Origin of the sequence: Streptomyces sp. (genome assembly GCF_031181555.1) — a bacterium.
Classification (GTDB): domain Bacteria; phylum Actinomycetota; class Actinomycetes; order Streptomycetales; family Streptomycetaceae; genus Streptomyces; species Streptomyces fimbriatus.
In genome coordinates, this window is sequence record NZ_JAPSKQ010000157.1 from 1 (window position 1) to 14,768 (window position 14,768).

15 protein-coding genes are annotated in these 14,768 nt (G+C 73.3%); 9 read left to right on the plus strand and 6 right to left on the minus strand.

The window, feature by feature from the left end; all coding sequences use genetic code 11:
• Window positions 1-624: 624 nt before the first annotated feature.
• Complete coding sequence (locus RIM90_RS25310) at window positions 625-1,491, minus strand: biotin--[acetyl-CoA-carboxylase] ligase (RefSeq protein ID WP_309063060.1); 867 nt, start codon at window positions 1,489-1,491, stop codon at window positions 625-627.
• A 110-nt stretch (window positions 1,492-1,601) separates the two neighbouring features.
• On the opposite strand from RIM90_RS25310, the gene RIM90_RS25315 reads away from it, so the two are divergent.
• From RIM90_RS25315 to RIM90_RS25330, 4 genes are all read left to right on the plus strand, one after another.
• Window positions 1,602-3,191, plus strand: a complete 1,590-nt coding sequence (locus RIM90_RS25315; protein ID WP_309063061.1) for an acyl-CoA carboxylase subunit beta — start codon at window positions 1,602-1,604, stop codon at window positions 3,189-3,191.
• A gap of 29 nt (window positions 3,192-3,220) precedes the next feature.
• Window positions 3,221-3,433 carry an acyl-CoA carboxylase epsilon subunit gene (locus tag RIM90_RS25320; protein ID WP_309063062.1) on the plus strand — a complete coding sequence of 71 codons (213 nt, stop codon included), beginning with the start codon at window positions 3,221-3,223 and terminating at the stop codon, window positions 3,431-3,433.
• Window positions 3,434-3,524: 91 nt separating this feature from the next.
• Window positions 3,525-3,653, plus strand: a complete 129-nt coding sequence (gene mmpB, locus RIM90_RS25325; protein WP_309063063.1) for a morphogenic membrane protein MmpB — start codon at window positions 3,525-3,527, stop codon at window positions 3,651-3,653.
• A gap of 31 nt (window positions 3,654-3,684) precedes the next feature.
• Complete coding sequence (locus RIM90_RS25330; protein WP_309063064.1) at window positions 3,685-4,305, plus strand: nucleoside triphosphate pyrophosphatase; 621 nt, start codon at window positions 3,685-3,687, stop codon at window positions 4,303-4,305.
• On the opposite strand, the gene RIM90_RS25335 is transcribed toward RIM90_RS25330, so the two are convergent.
• Window positions 4,274-4,771: a hypothetical protein gene (locus tag RIM90_RS25335; RefSeq protein ID WP_309063065.1), complete on the minus strand. Its 498-nt coding sequence runs from the start codon at window positions 4,769-4,771 to the stop codon at window positions 4,274-4,276. The genes RIM90_RS25330 and RIM90_RS25335 overlap by 32 nt on opposite strands.
• Before the next feature lie 396 nt (window positions 4,772-5,167).
• On the opposite strand from RIM90_RS25335, the gene RIM90_RS25340 reads away from it, so the two are divergent.
• Window positions 5,168-6,943, plus strand: coding sequence for a biotin carboxylase N-terminal domain-containing protein (locus RIM90_RS25340; protein WP_309063066.1), 1,776 nt, complete (start codon window positions 5,168-5,170; stop codon window positions 6,941-6,943).
• An 85-nt stretch (window positions 6,944-7,028) separates the two neighbouring features.
• Window positions 7,029-7,205, plus strand: coding sequence for a hypothetical protein (locus RIM90_RS25345; RefSeq protein ID WP_309063067.1), 177 nt, complete (start codon window positions 7,029-7,031; stop codon window positions 7,203-7,205).
• A gap of 13 nt (window positions 7,206-7,218) precedes the next feature.
• Here the strand turns inward: RIM90_RS25345 and RIM90_RS25350 are convergent, their stop codons facing one another.
• The 3 genes from RIM90_RS25350 to RIM90_RS25360 all read right to left on the minus strand — a co-directional run bounded on the left by RIM90_RS25350 (window position 7,219) and on the right by RIM90_RS25360 (window position 10,516).
• On the minus strand, window positions 7,219-8,175 hold the full coding sequence (locus RIM90_RS25350; protein WP_309063068.1) for a DeoR/GlpR family DNA-binding transcription regulator: 957 nt from the start codon (window positions 8,173-8,175) through the stop codon (window positions 7,219-7,221).
• Window positions 8,176-8,317: 142 nt separating this feature from the next.
• Complete coding sequence (locus RIM90_RS25355; RefSeq protein ID WP_309063069.1) at window positions 8,318-8,905, minus strand: hypothetical protein; 588 nt, start codon at window positions 8,903-8,905, stop codon at window positions 8,318-8,320.
• Between the two features lie 162 nt (window positions 8,906-9,067).
• Entirely contained in the window at window positions 9,068-10,516 is a 1,449-nt protein-coding gene (locus tag RIM90_RS25360) for an NAD(P)H-quinone dehydrogenase (protein WP_309063070.1), read from the minus strand.
• A gap of 96 nt (window positions 10,517-10,612) precedes the next feature.
• Between RIM90_RS25360 and RIM90_RS25365 the strand changes: the two genes are divergently transcribed.
• From RIM90_RS25365 to RIM90_RS25375, 3 genes are all read left to right on the plus strand, one after another.
• Window positions 10,613-11,089 carry a gamma-glutamylcyclotransferase gene (locus RIM90_RS25365; protein WP_309063071.1) on the plus strand — a complete coding sequence of 159 codons (477 nt, stop codon included), beginning with the start codon at window positions 10,613-10,615 and terminating at the stop codon, window positions 11,087-11,089.
• 104 nt (window positions 11,090-11,193) lie between these two features.
• Complete coding sequence (locus RIM90_RS25370) at window positions 11,194-12,018, plus strand: purine-nucleoside phosphorylase (protein ID WP_309063072.1); 825 nt, start codon at window positions 11,194-11,196, stop codon at window positions 12,016-12,018.
• A gap of 349 nt (window positions 12,019-12,367) precedes the next feature.
• Complete coding sequence (locus RIM90_RS25375) at window positions 12,368-13,999, plus strand: phospho-sugar mutase (protein ID WP_309063073.1); 1,632 nt, start codon at window positions 12,368-12,370, stop codon at window positions 13,997-13,999.
• A 121-nt stretch (window positions 14,000-14,120) separates the two neighbouring features.
• On the opposite strand, the gene RIM90_RS25380 is transcribed toward RIM90_RS25375, so the two are convergent.
• Window positions 14,121-14,765 (minus strand): PH domain-containing protein, encoded by a 645-nt coding sequence (locus RIM90_RS25380; protein ID WP_309063074.1) that lies wholly within the window; start codon window positions 14,763-14,765, stop codon window positions 14,121-14,123.
• Window positions 14,766-14,768 lie beyond the last annotated feature (3 nt).

A 14,768-nucleotide genomic window follows, 5' to 3' on the forward strand; every position in this document is an offset into this window, starting at 1 on the left:
CTGCGCGTCCGTGCCGGAACCCGAGTCGTCGACGGTCACGCGTTGCTGCCCTTCCGATCTGCCACGGCCATGTATCGACCGGCCTCAACTCTACGGCAGGTGTGCGCCAGCTCACTCCGTTCGGTTGAGCCGGCGGTGAGGCGACCGGCGCCCCTCCGCACCCGGTGCCGGTGCGGGGCCGGGGTGGGCACGTGCCCCGGCGTCGTCCTGGTGTCCGGGGTCGGTGCGGGCCGGGATGCGGGTCGCGCAGCCCGGCGCCACCGGGGCCCCGCCGCCCACCCGTGCCGCCCGGGGGCACCCCCTGCTCGGAGAGCTCGGGGGAGGCACTGCTGCCCGCGGGGAGGCGGGCCGGCAGCCGCGTACGGCGGGAAGGGGACGGGGCGGGGGCGTCCGCCCGCAGCGGCCGGCGCGTCAACGACCGCACCCCGTCGAGTCACCGGTTCCGCGCCGGACCGAGGACGGGCACCCCCGACGCGGCCCCGACCCACCCACCGGACCGTGGGCGCTGCACCGGCCTCCCCACCGGAGCCGCGGCCGCGCCGCAGGCATCCGACGCGCACCCCCACCCACCCGCACCCGGACCCGCTCAGCACGCCGCAGGCGTCCGCACCCCCGCCCACCCGCTCAAGCGGAGCGCAAGTGCACGATGTCCCCCGCCCCCACGGGCTCCTGCACCCCCGCCTCGGTGGCGAGCACCAGCCGCCCGTCCCCGTCCACGGCGACCGCCTCCCCCACCACCGACCGCTCCCCCGGCAGCTCCGCCCGCACCACCCGTCCGAGCGTCGCGCACCCCGCCGCGTACGTCTCCTGCAGACCGCACGCCGCGGGATCGCCCCCGGCAGCCCGCCACCGTCCGTACCACTCCTCCAGCGCCCGCAGCATCCCCCGCAGCAGCGGGTCCCGGTCCGTGCTCACCGCCCCCGCCAGCGCCAGCGACCCGGCGGTGGGCACCGGCAGCTCATCGGCGCGCAGGGTGACGTTGATCCCGACCCCGATGACCACCCCGCCGTCCCCCGCCCGCTCCGCGAGGATCCCCCCGGCCTTGCGTTCCTCACCGCCCACGGTCACCAGCACGTCGTTGGGCCACTTCAGCGCCGTGTCCACCCCCGCCGCCCGCGACAGCCCCGTCGCCACCGCGACCCCCGTCAGCAGCGGCAGCCATCCCCACCACGCCACCGGCACCTCGCGGGGCGTGAGCAGCACGGAGAAGAACAGCCCCGACCGGGGCGGCGCGGTCCACTGCCGGTCCAGCCGCCCCCGCCCGGCGGTCTGCTCCTCGGCGACGAGCACGGCCCCCTCCCCCGCCCGCCCCTCGGCCGCCCGCGCCACCAGATCGGAGTTGGTCGACCCGGTCCGCTGCACCACGTCCACCTGCGACCACAGCGACCCCTCCCGCACCAGGCCCCGGCGCAGCGCGCTCACATTGAGAGGAGGCCGGTCCAGGTCCGACCAACGATTTCCGAACGGCCCTGATGCATCTCGCGGTGTCATGCAACCCACCCTAGGTGTGGTAAACGCCGCACTGCCGATGGTGGGACCCCCCACTACGCTACGGATGAGTAACCGTCCCCCCTTTTGAGCAGGCAGGGAGCCGCATCCCGATGTCCGAGCCGGAAGAGCAGCAGCCTGACATCCACACGACCGCGGGCAAGCTCGCGGATCTGAAGCGTCGTATCGAAGAGGCGACGCACGCCGGCTCCGCACGCGCCGTCGAAAAGCAGCACGCCAAGGGCAAACTGACGGCCCGTGAGCGAATCGATCTCCTGCTCGACGAGGGGTCCTTCGTCGAGCTGGACGAGTTCGCCCGGCACCGGTCCACGAACTTCGGTCTCGACGCCAACCGCCCCTACGGCGACGGCGTCGTCACCGGCTACGGCACCGTCGACGGCCGCCCGGTCGCCGTGTTCTCGCAGGACTTCACCGTCTTCGGCGGCGCCCTCGGCGAGGTCTACGGCCAGAAGATCGTCAAGGTCATGGACTTCGCGCTGAAGACCGGCTGCCCGGTCATCGGCATCAACGACTCCGGCGGCGCCCGCATCCAGGAGGGCGTGGCCTCCCTCGGCGCCTACGGCGAGATCTTCCGCCGCAACACCCACGCCTCCGGCGTGATCCCGCAGATCAGCCTGGTCGTCGGCCCGTGCGCGGGCGGCGCGGTGTACTCCCCCGCGATCACCGACTTCACGATCATGGTCGACCAGACCTCGCACATGTTCATCACCGGCCCGGACGTCATCAAGACGGTCACCGGCGAGGACGTCGGCTTCGAGGAGCTGGGCGGCGCCCGCACCCACAACACCGCGTCGGGCGTGGCCCACCACATGGCCGGGGACGAGAAGGACGCCATCGAGTACGTCAAGCAGCTGCTGTCGTACCTGCCGTCCAACAACCTCTCCGAGCCCCCGGCGTTCCCGGAGGAGGCCGACCTCACGGTCACCGACGAGGACCTCGAGCTGGACACGGTCGTGCCGGACAGCGCGAACCAGCCGTACGACATGCACACGGTGATCGAGCACGTCCTGGACGACGCCGAGTTCTTCGAGACCCAGCCGCTGTTCGCGCCGAACATCCTGACCGGTTTCGGCCGCGTCGAGGGCCACCCCGTCGGCATCGTCGCCAACCAGCCGATGCAGTTCGCCGGCTGCCTCGACATCACCGCCTCCGAGAAGGCCGCCCGCTTCGTCCGCACCTGCGACGCCTTCAACGTCCCGGTCATCACCTTCGTCGACGTCCCCGGCTTCCTGCCCGGCGTGGACCAGGAGCACGACGGCATCATCCGGCGCGGCGCCAAGCTGATCTACGCCTACGCCGAGGCCACCGTCCCCCTCATCACCGTCATCACCCGCAAGGCCTTCGGCGGTGCCTACGACGTCATGGGCTCCAAGCACCTGGGCGCCGACCTCAACCTCGCCTGGCCGACCGCCCAGATCGCGGTGATGGGCGCGCAGGGCGCCGTCAACATCCTGCACCGCCGCACCATCGCCGAATCGGATGATCCGGAGGCGACCCGTGCCCGTCTGATGCAGGAGTACGAGGACACCCTCCTCAACCCCTACGTCGCGGCCGAGCGCGGCTACGTCGACGCGGTGATCATGCCGTCCGACACCCGCCGGCACATCGTGCGGGGCCTGCGTCAGCTGCGCACGAAGCGGGAATCACTGCCTCCGAAGAAGCACGGCAACATCCCCCTGTAGCCCGTCCCCACCGATCGATGGGAAGCACCATGACGATCAAGGTCGTACGGGGCAACCCGACCCCGGAGGAGCTGGCCGCCGCACTGGCGGTGGTCCGCGCCCGCGCCGCGGCGGCGTCCGCCATGCCGTCCGGCGCGCCCGCTCCCCGCGACTCCTGGTCCGCCCCGTCCCGCATCGCGGCGAACCGTCTGCCCCAGCCGGGGCCGACGGCGTGGTCGCGGACGTACTGGCCGGGCGCGTAGCACACGCCCCTCGTACCGGGCCCCGTCCGAGCGGGAAGTTGAGTACGCGTACTCAGGCGCGCGCTCGGGCCGGGGCCGGACGATGGAAGGCATGCTGTGGTCCGACCCCGAGAACGAGCCGCCGGAAGAGCTGCGGGACATGCAGGTGATGCTGCGGCGGCTGGGCGTTCTCATGGCGCTGGCCATGGTCCTGGCGATGCTCGTGATCGGCGTGAGGTGAGGCATCCGGGCGACGTCGATACGCTGATCGCATGACAGATCAGCCGCGCCGCCGCCTCGTGCTCGCCTCCCAGTCCCCCGCCCGGCTCGGACTGCTCCGCCAGGCCGGGTTCGCCCCCGAGGTGATCGTCAGCGGGGTCGACGAGGACGCCGTCACCGCCCCCACCCCCGCCGAGCTGGCGCTCGCCCTGGCCGAGGCCAAGGCGTCCGTCGTCGCCGCGAAGCCCGAGGTCAAGGGCGCGCTGGTGATCGGCTGCGACTCGGTCCTCGAACTGGACGGGCAGGCCCTCGGCAAGCCCGCGGACGCCGAGGAGGCCACCGCGCGCTGGAAGGCCATGCGGGGCCGCGCGGGCACGCTCCAGACCGGCCACTGCGTCTACGACACCCTCAGCGGCCGTTACGCCTCCGCCACCGCCTCCACCGTCGTCCGCTTCGGCGATCCCACCGACGAGGAGATCGCCGCCTACGTGGCCTCCGGCGAACCCCTCCACGTCGCCGGGGCGTTCACCCTGGACGGCCGCTCGGCCCCGTTCATCGACGGCATCGACGGCGACCACGGCAACGTCATCGGCCTCAGCCTGCCGCTGGTGCGCCGCCTGCTGGCCGAGCTGGGCGTGGGCATCACGGAGCTGTGGGCGCCGCCGGAGGCGTGACCGGCGAGCCGGCACCACCGGCGCCGTCCTCGGGTCCGGTGCCGGTGCCGGGGCCCGCGCCGGCGGGCTCCTCCGGACGGTGGTCGTACGTCATCAGCAGCAGTACGACCAGGCCCAGCGCCGCCACCACGACCAGGAACGCGGTCGGGCCGACCAGTCCCCATGCGACCGCGCCCAGCAGCCCGTGCACCACGGCGGCGCTGATCAGCAGCACCCGGCCGAGTCCGGCGGGGGCGCGGTCGCGCACGGCGACCAGCAGGGCCACCAGGCCGCACAGCGCGAAGTAGAGCCCGAAGACGATCCCGCCGGTCTTCGAGGACACCGCCATCACGTGCGGGTCGAGGCCGGCCAGCGACATGTCCTGCCGGTCGACGACGACGCCCAGGAACCAGTTCAGCGCCGCCACGCCGAGCGCCTCGGCGAACAGCACGAGCGCCACGGCCCACGCCACCGGTCTGCGCACCACCGCTCCCCGCCCCCTTTCGAGCACGCCTGCGGTTACCCCGAGTATGTTCGGGCCGACGCGAACGCTACAGGGGGGTCCTCCCTGCCCGTTAAGAGCTTGGGGGAGGGTGAACGCGGGGACAAGGGTCCTGCGGAGGGCAAAGAATCATTGGGCCATTCGTAGGGACTCCACAAAGAAACGGAGTGGGCCGCGGCACGCTCTCACAGAGACCTTGACCACAGGGGACGGCTAGGGTTTCCGGGAGGAGTCCTGCGTATCGCGGTGCGACAAGGGATTTCCCGGGTCGAGCAAGCCTCGCATCACGCTCCGTGTGGGCAAGCTCACCACTGGGGACGGGTCGAAGTGCCGTGTCGGCAGTCCCTAAACTCGGCTTGTTTCAAGGAGGGAGCCTCAATCGTGCGCAAGGTGCTCATCGCCAACCGTGGCGAAATCGCTGTCCGCGTGGCCCGGGCCTGCCGGGATGCCGGTATCACGAGCGTTGCCGTCTACGCCGACCCGGACCGGGACGCTCTGCATGTCCGCGCCGCGGATGAGGCGTTCGCCCTGGGCGGTGACACCCCGGCCACCAGCTACCTGGACATGGACAAGGTGCTGAAGGCCGCGCGTGAGTCCGGCGCGGACGCCGTCCACCCCGGCTACGGCTTCCTCTCCGAGAACGCCGACTTCGCGCAGGCGGTGCTGGACGCGGGCCTGATCTGGATCGGCCCGCCGCCGCAGGCCATCCGCGACCTGGGTGACAAGGTCGCCGCCCGGCACATCGCCCAGCGCGCCGGCGCCCCCCTCGTCGCCGGCACCCCCGACCCGGTCTCGGGTGCGGAGGAGGTCGTCGCCTTCGCGGAGGAGCACGGCCTGCCGATCGCCATCAAGGCGGCCTTCGGTGGCGGCGGGCGCGGCCTGAAGGTGGCCCGCACCCTGGAGGAGGTCCCGGAGCTGTACGACTCCGCGGTGCGCGAGGCGGTCGCCGCCTTCGGCCGCGGTGAATGCTTCGTCGAGCGTTACCTCGACAAGCCGCGGCACGTGGAGACGCAGTGCCTGGCCGACCGGCACGGCAACGTGGTCGTGGTCTCCACCCGTGACTGCTCGCTGCAGCGCCGGCACCAGAAGCTGGTCGAGGAGGCGCCGGCGCCGTTCCTGTCCGAGGCGCAGGTGGCCGAGCTGTACCGCGCCTCCAAGGCGATCCTGAAGGAGGCCGGCTACGTCGGCGCCGGCACGGTGGAGTTCCTGGTCGGCCTCGACGGCACGATCTCCTTCCTGGAGGTCAACACCCGCCTGCAGGTCGAGCACCCGGTGACCGAGGAGGTCGCCGGCATCGACCTGGTGCGCGAGATGTTCCGCATCGCCGACGGCGAGGAGCTCGGCTACGACGACCCGGTGCTGCGCGGCCACTCCTTCGAGTTCCGCATCAACGGCGAGGACCCGGGCCGGGGCTTCCTGCCCGCCCCGGGGACGGTCACCACGTTCGCCCCGCCGTCGGGTCCGGGCGTGCGCCTGGACGCGGGCGTGGAGTCCGGCAGCGTGATCGGCCCGGCCTGGGACTCCCTGCTGGCCAAGCTGATCGTCACCGGCCGCACCCGCAAGGAGGCGCTGGAGCGCGCCGCCCGTGCCCTGGAGGAGTTCCGGGTCGAGGGCATGGCCACGGCCATCCCGTTCCACCGCGCGGTGGTCAAGGACCCGGCGTTCGCCCCCGAGCTCACCGGTTCGGCCGATCCGTTCACGGTGCACACCCGCTGGATCGAGACCGAGTTCGTCAACGAGATCAAGCCGTTCACCGCCCCCACCGACACCGCGGAGGCCGACGAGGACGCGGGCCGCGAGACGGTCGTCGTCGAGGTCGGCGGCAAGCGTCTGGAGGTGTCCCTGCCGGCCTCGCTGGGCATGTCCCTGGCCCGCACCGGCCTGGCGGCGGGTGCGAAGCCCAAGCGCCGGGCGGCGAAGAAGTCCGGCCCCGTCGCCTCGGGCGACACCCTCGCCTCCCCGATGCAGGGCACCATCGTCAAGATCGCCGTGGAGGAGGGCCAGGAGGTCAAGGAGGGCGACCTGGTCGTCGTCCTGGAGGCCATGAAGATGGAACAGCCCCTCAACGCCCACAAGTCCGGCACCATCAAGGGCCTGGGCGCCGAGGTCGGGGCCTCCGTCACCTCCGGCGCCGCGATCTGCGAGATCAAGGACTGAGCGGCATCACGTGGCAGGGCGCCCGGCGGACCGATCGAGGATCCGCCGGGCGCCCTGCGCGTGCGGGCCCGCCGGGGATCCGGCGATGAGCGACGACGACGCGTACGGCGAAGTGGTCCGGCGGGCCGAGAAGGCCACGCGGCTCGGCTGGACGGCGATCGCGGGAGTGACCGGGCTGCTCGTCCTCGCCCTGGTCGTCGCGATCGCGCTCCTCCTGGTGACGGCGGTCGCCATGGCCCGCCTCGTGGTCGGCCGGGGCTGACCCGGCCCCGCCCTCACCGCCTGCGCAGATCCGCCACTCTGGCCCGTTCCGCGCCCGTCTGCTGCTCGGTTCCCAGGGCCACGGCCGAGCGGAGCCCCGGGCCCTGGCGGCGCGGTCCGGGGAGGGGCACGTCGCGGCGCGGCCGGCCCGCCGGGGGGCCGTCACCCCCCGAGCCCGCGGAACCCCCCGGCGCCCCGGCGACGGAAATCTGCACGCCCTGGTCGGCGAGCGCCTGGAGCTCGGTGGCCGCGCGGTCGTCGTGGGCGGGCGGCTCGTCCGTCACGAGACGGGTGATGAGGTCCGTGGGCACGGTCTGGAACATGGTGTCCGTGCCGAGCTTGGTGTGGTCGGCGAGGACCACCACCTCCGCCGCGGCCTGCACCAGCGCCCGGTCGACCGAGGCCGACAGCATGTTGGACGTGGAGAGCCCCCGTTCGGCGGTCAGCCCGCTCCCGGACAGGAAGGCCCGGGACACCCGCAGTCCCTGGAGGGACTGTTCGGCACCGCTGCCGACGAGGGCGTAGTTCGAGCCGCGGAGCGTACCGCCGGTCATCACCACCTCCACCCGGTTGGCGTGGGCCAGGGCCTGGGCGACCAGCAGGGAGTTGGTGACGACGGTCAGCCCGGGCACCCGGGCCAGCCGGCGCGCCAGCTCCTGTGTGGTGGTGCCCGCGCCGACCACGATGGCCTCGCCCTCTTCCACGAAGTTCGCGGCGAGGTCGGCGATGGCGGTCTTCTCGGCGGTCGCGAGATGTGACTTCTGCGGAAAACCGGACTCTCGCGTGAACCCGCCCGGCAGTACCGCACCGCCGTGCCGGCGGTCGAGGAGTCCTTCTGCCTCCAGCGCGCGCACGTCCCGCCGTACGGTCACTTCGGAGGTCTGGACGACGCGGGCGAGCTCACGGAGCGACACGGCCCCGTTCGCTCGCACCATTTCGAGGATCAATTGGCGACGTTCTGCAGCGAACACGAAACTGACAGTAACCCCAGCGACCGTCTGCTTTCAGCAGTTTGCGCTGAATAGCAGAAGTTGTTCGCAACGCGGCACGGGAAGTGGTATAGAACCCGGTCCCCGGCCATGCCGCCCGTACGGGCGGCGACGCGCCGTGACGTCAGGACAGCGTGGTGACCACGCCGTACACCCACACCGCGGCCGCCGGCCAGATCACCCACGGGTGCCCCAGCCGCCGGTGCCCGGCACCGCCCCGCGGACGGAGTTCCGGGTGGAGGGCCAGTACGGTCAGCAGGTCGGCGGCCTCCTGGGCCCCGTCCCTGAGCCGCAGCGCCCGGCACAGCGCCGGCGGGAGGAAGAAGCCCGCGACCAGCCAGGGCTCGTCCTGGTCCTTGAGCCGGATGCCCAGGCGGCCGAAGCGGCCGACGTCGACCCGCTCGATCCGCTCCCAGTCCACGTGACGGGTCGAACCCGCCCGGCGCACCCAGATCCCCGGGCGGTGCGCCACCACGCCCCAGTTGCCGACCGCGCAGGCGAAACACGCCCAGATCAGGGTCACCCCGGCCTGGAGCAGCAGCCACTCCAGGACGCCCCGCACGCCCGGCGCGAGCGGTTCGGCGAGCCGGCTGTAATGGACGGTCTTCCCCAGCAGCAGCGCGGCCACCAGCAGGCCGCCCCAGCGGGCCCGCCACACGACCGGCTCCCCGACCGGCGCCCACTCCTGGGCACGCGATCGCAGACGCTCCACGCGTTCCTTCCGGGCGACGAGCATGCGGTCCGCACGGTTCCCGGGTCTCACCTCTCCCATGGCCTCATCAAGCCACACGGCGCCCCGGGTCCGGCAGTCCGGCTCCCGGCAGGCGCCGCCCCCGCTGCCTGCCGGATCCCGGCAAACGACGGGAAGCGGCGGTCACGCCTCCGCGCCCGACTTCCGGGTGTGCAGCTGGCGCGCCACCTCGGCGATCGAACCCGACAGCGAGGGATAGACCGTGAAGGCGTTCGCGATCTGTTCCACCGTCAGGTTGTTGTCGACCGCGATCGAGATGGGGTGGATGAGTTCCGAGGCGCGCGGCGCGACGACGACGCCGCCCACCACGATGCCGGTGCCCGGCCGGCAGAAGATCTTGACGAAGCCGTCGCGGATGCCCTGCATCTTCGCGCGGGGATTGCGCAGCAGCGGCAGCTTCACGACCCGGGCGTCGATCTTGCCGGCGTCCACGTCGGCCTGGGTGTAGCCGACGGTGGCGATCTCGGGGTCGGTGAAGACGTTCGACGAGACGGTCTTCAGGTTCAGCGGGGCGACCGCGTCGCCGAGGAAGTGGTACATGGCGATGCGCCCCTGCATGGCGGCCACCGAGGCCAGCGCGAACACACCGGTCACGTCACCGGCGGCGTACACGCCCGGAGCCGTGGTCCGGGACACCTTGTCGGTCCAGATGTGCCCGGAGTCGCGCAGCCTGACCCCGGCCTCCTCGAGCCCCATGCCCGCGGAGTTCGGGACGGCGCCGACGGCCATCAGACAGTGCGAGCCGGTGATCACGCGCCCGTCGGCGAGGGTCACCTCCACCCGGTCGCCGACCCGCTTCGCGGACTGCGCCCGCGAGCGCGCCATGACGTTCATGCCCCGCCGGCGGAAGACGTCCTCCAGCACAGCGGCGGCGTCCGGGTCCTCGCCCGGCAGCACCCGGTCGCGCGACGACACGAGCGTCACCTTGGAGCCGAGCGCCTGGTAGGCACCGGCGAACTCGGCGCCCGTGACACCGGATCCGACCACGATGAGCTCCTCGGGGAGCTCGTTCAGGTCGTACACCTGGGTCCAGTTCAGGATCCGCTCGCCGTCGGGCCTGGCGTCGGGCAGCTCACGCGGGTGCCCGCCCGTGGCGATGAGCACGGCGTCCGCGACGAGCGTCTCCTCGGTCCCGTCGGCGGCGCGCACCACGACCTTGCGCGACCCGTCGAGGGCCTGCATGCCCTCCAGGCGCCCGCGCCCGCGCAGCACGCGCGCGCCGGCCCGGGTCACGGACGCGGTGATGTCGTGCGACTGGGCCAGGGCGAGCCGCTTCACACGCCGGTTGACCTTGCCCAGGTCCACGCCGACCACCCGGGCGGCCTGTTCGATGTGCGGGGTGTCGTCGGCGACGATGATGCCCAGCTCCTCGTACGAGGAGTCGAAGGTGGTCATCACCTCGGCCGTGGCGATCAGGGTCTTCGACGGCACGCAGTCGGTGAGCACCGACGCCCCGCCCAGACCGTCGCAGTCGACGACGGTCACCTCCGCGCCGAGCTGCGCGGCGACCAGCGCCGCTTCGTATCCGCCGGGTCCGCCACCGATGATCACGATCCGAGTCACGTACTCCATTGTCCCGCACACTTCACTGTGCGACCGCCCGGGGGCCCACCCGTGGCCCCGCTGTTACCGGAGTGACCCCCGTCGCCACTGCCGTACCCTTCCCCCATGTCGCTCTACGCCGCGTACGCCGGCAACCTCGACGCGCGGCTGATGTCCCGCCGCGCCCCGCACTCGCCGCTGCGCGCCACCGGCTGGCTGAACGGGTGGCGGCTGACGTTCGGGGGCGAGGGCTGGGGCCTCCCGCGCACGGGCGGGGACGAGGACCCGGGGAAGGGCGGGGAGGGCGCGCTGGCGACCCTCGTCGAGGACCCGCTGGCCCAGGTCTTCGTCGCGCTGTACGACATCGCCCCCATGGACGAGGAGACCCTGGACCGCTGGGAGGGCGTCGGCCTGGACATCCACCGCCGCACCCGCGTCCGCGTCCACACCCTGGACGGCGAGGAGCGGGCCTGGACGTACGTCCTCAACGCCTACGAGGGCGGCCTGCCCTCGGCCCGCTACCTGGGCGAGATCGCCGACGCGGCGGAGTCCGCGGGCGCACCCCACGACTACGTCATGGAGCTGCGCAAGCGCCCCTGCTGAGCGCGCTCCGACGGACTCCTCGTCGGAAACGACAAGGCAACGATCGCCACCCCGTGAGCTTCGGCATCTACGCGCGTAGGCGAATACCGGCTACCCTCATCGGCGTGAACGCTTCTCTTCTTCCGGACGACATCCAGGGCGACCCCTACGCCGCAGCCGACGCCGCCGCCGCGCACCTGCGCGAACTCACCGGCGCCGAGACCCACGACGTCGCCCTCGTGATGGGCTCCGGCTGGGCACCGGCCGTGGACGCCCTCGGTACTCCCGAGGCCGAGTTCCAGGTCACCGAGCTGCCCGGTTTCCCGCCGCCGGCGGTCGAGGGCCACGGGGGCAAGATCCGCTCGTACCGCATCGGCGCCAAGCGCGCCCTGGTCTTCCTGGGCCGCACCCACTACTACGAGGGCCGCGGGGTCGCCGCCGTCGCCCACGGCGTCCGCACCGCCGTGGCCGCCGGCGCCAAGACCGTCGTCCTGACCAACGGCTGCGGCGGCCTGCGCGCGGGCATGCGCCCCGGCCAGCCGGTCCTGATCAGCGACCACATCAACCTCACGGCCACCTCCCCCATCGTCGGCGCCAACTTCGTCGACCTCACGGACCTCTACTCCCCCCGCCTCCGCGCCCTCTGCAAGGAGATCGACCCCACCCTGGAGGAGGGCGTCTACGCCCAGTTCCCCGGCCCGCACTACGAGACCCCGGCCGAGATCCGCATGGCCCGCGTCATCGGCGCGGACCTGGTCGGCATGTCCACGGTCCTGGAGGCCATCGCCGCCCGTGAGGCGGGCGCCGAGATCCTGGGCATCTCCCTGGTCACCAACCTGGCCGCCGGCATGACGGGCGAACCCCTCAACCACGAGGAGGTCCTCCAGGCGGGACGCGACTCCGCCACCCGCATGGGCTCCTTGCTGGCCCAGGTCCTCGGCCGCCTGTAGAACGGGGTACCCCGTCGTCGTGCGGCGGGATCCGACCACGACGGCGGGCACCCGCCCACGGCGAGAACCGGGGACGGCAGCGGGCGGGGACGGCCGCCCGCGGCGGGAAGGGGACGGGGCGGGGGTGACCGCCCGCGGCGCCCGGCGCGTCGACGCGGGCGCGTCGGCAAGTGACCGGTTCCGCGCCGGACCGAGGACGGACACCCCGGCACGGGCCCCGCCCCGCCCACAGCCGTGGGTGCCACACGCACCCCCGGCGAACCCGCACACGCGCCGCAGGCACCGGACGCGCACCCCCTTCGAACCCGCACCGAGACACCCACCCCGCACGACGAGAGGCTGACCGACCGTGCAAGACGACCTCATCGCACGCGCCAAGGCCTGGCTGGCCGAGGACCCCGACGCGGACACCCGCGAGGAACTCGCCCGCCTCATCGACGCCGAGGACCACGCCGAGCTCGCCGCGCGCTTCGGCGGCACCCTCCAGTTCGGCACCGCCGGCCTCCGCGGCGAACTCGGCGCCGGCCCGATGCGCATGAACCGCTCCGTCGTCATCCGCGCCGCCGCCGGCCTCGCCGCGTACCTGAAGAAGAACGGCCACGGCGACGGCCTCGTCGTCATCGGCTACGACGCCCGCCACAAGTCCGCCGACTTCGCCCGCGACACCGCCGCCGTCATGACCGGCGCCGGCCTCAGGGCGGCCGTCCTCCCCCGCCCCCTCCCCACGCCCGTCCTCGCCTTCGCCATCAGGCACCTCGGCGCGGTCGCCGGCGTGGAGGTCACCGCGAGCCACAACCCGCCCCGCGACAACGGCTACAAGGTGTACCTCGGGGACGGCTCCCAGATCGTCCCCCCGGCCGACGCGGAGATCGCCGACGAGATCGCCGCCGTCGCCTCCCTCACCACGGTCCCCCGCCCCACGGAAGGCTGGGAGACCCTCGACGACACCGTCCTGGACGCCTACCTCGCCCGCACGGACGCCGTCCTGGCCGAGGACTCCCCCCGCACCGCCCGCACCGTCTACACGGCCATGCACGGCGTCGGCAAGGGCGTCCTGCTCGCCGCCTTCGCCCGCGCCGGTTTCCCGGCCCCCGACCTCGTCGCCGAGCAGGCCGAACCCGACCCGGAGTTCCCGACCGTCGCGTTCCCCAACCCGGAGGAGCCCGGCGCGATGGACCTCGCCTTCGCGAAGGCCCGCGAGACCGGGCCCGACCTGGTGATCGCCAACGACCCGGACGCCGACCGCTGCGCCGCGGCCGTCAGGGACGGGGACGACTGGCGCATGCTGCGCGGCGACGAGGTCGGCGCCCTGCTCGCCGCCCACCTGGTCCGCCGCGGAGCGACCGGCACGTTCGCCGAGTCGATCGTGTCGTCCTCCCTCCTCGGCCGGATCGCGGAGAAGGCCGGCCTCCCCCACGAGGAGACCCTGACCGGCTTCAAGTGGATCGCCCGTGTCGAGGGCCTGCGTTACGGCTACGAGGAGGCGCTGGGCTACTGCGTCGACCCGGACGGCGTGCGCGACAAGGACGGCATCACGGCGGCCCTCCTCCTCGCGGAACTGGCCTCCGTGCTGAAGGCCGAGGGCCGCGGCCTCCCGGACCTCCTCGACGACCTCGCCGTGGAGCACGGCCTGCACGCCACCGACCAGCTCGCGGTCCGCGTCCAGGACCTCTCCCGCATCGCGGCCGCGATGCGCCGCCTGCGCGAGCAGCCCCCGGCCGAGCTGGCGGGCCTGCGGGTCACCGACGCCGAGGACCTGACCCGGGGCACGGACCGGCTCCCGCCCACGGACGGCCTGCGCTACACCCTGGACGGCGCCCGGGTGATCGTCCGCCCCAGCGGCACGGAACCCAAGCTGAAGTGCTACCTGGAGGTGGTGGTCCCGGTCGCCGCGAGGAGCGACCTCCCCGCGGCCCGCGCGACGGCGACGGAGTTGCTGGCCGCGCTCAAGCGGGACCTGGCACGGGCGGCCGGCATCTGAGAAACCCGCCGGGGCCCGTGGGCACGCGCCGCCCGGTGGGGCGGCGCGGACCACGGGCCCCGAAACGACCCGTGGGCACGCGCCCCGGGACGCCCCCGCGCCCCGGGACGGCCCGCCGCGCTCAGCCCACGGCGAGCAGGATCGCCAGCAGCACGGCGCCCGCGGCCACCGGCCCCGCGATCTCGTAGGCCCACCGCACGGTCACCTCGCCCTGGGCCCCCGGCTCCCCCTGCCGGGTCTCGTGCGTCTTCCTCAGCTCGTCCATGGCCTGGTCGGTCTCCGCCCGCTTCGGCACCCCGGTGACGGTCCCCGGGCCGAGCCCGAGGCCGGGGTCGCGCCCGGCGCGCCGGTCACCGCGCTCGCCGCGCGCGGCCTGCGCGTCCAGCCGGGCCTGGGCCCGCGACGCCCTCTTGCGGGCACGCAGCGAGACGGGCAGGGCCCACAGCTGGTACGTGGTGCCGGAGCCGTCGACGACCTCGTTGGTGAAACCGGAGCGCAGGGAGGCGACCTCCCCCCAGGGCAGCACGACGACGCGGAAGGGGTTGCGGACGCGCAGCCGGTCGTCGTTGACGAAGACGGCGGGGCGCAGGGTGTAGGCGACGACCAGGGGCACGACGAGGAGCATCACGGCGAGCGCCAGCCACGGCGTGCGGCCCTCCCCCGTGACCATCGCGTCGATGCCGAGCCACGCGACGAGGGCGAGCAGCAGCACACCGCCGGCGAGGCCCGCGGGCGAGCGGTAGATCCGGTCCTTGTACGGGATCACCGC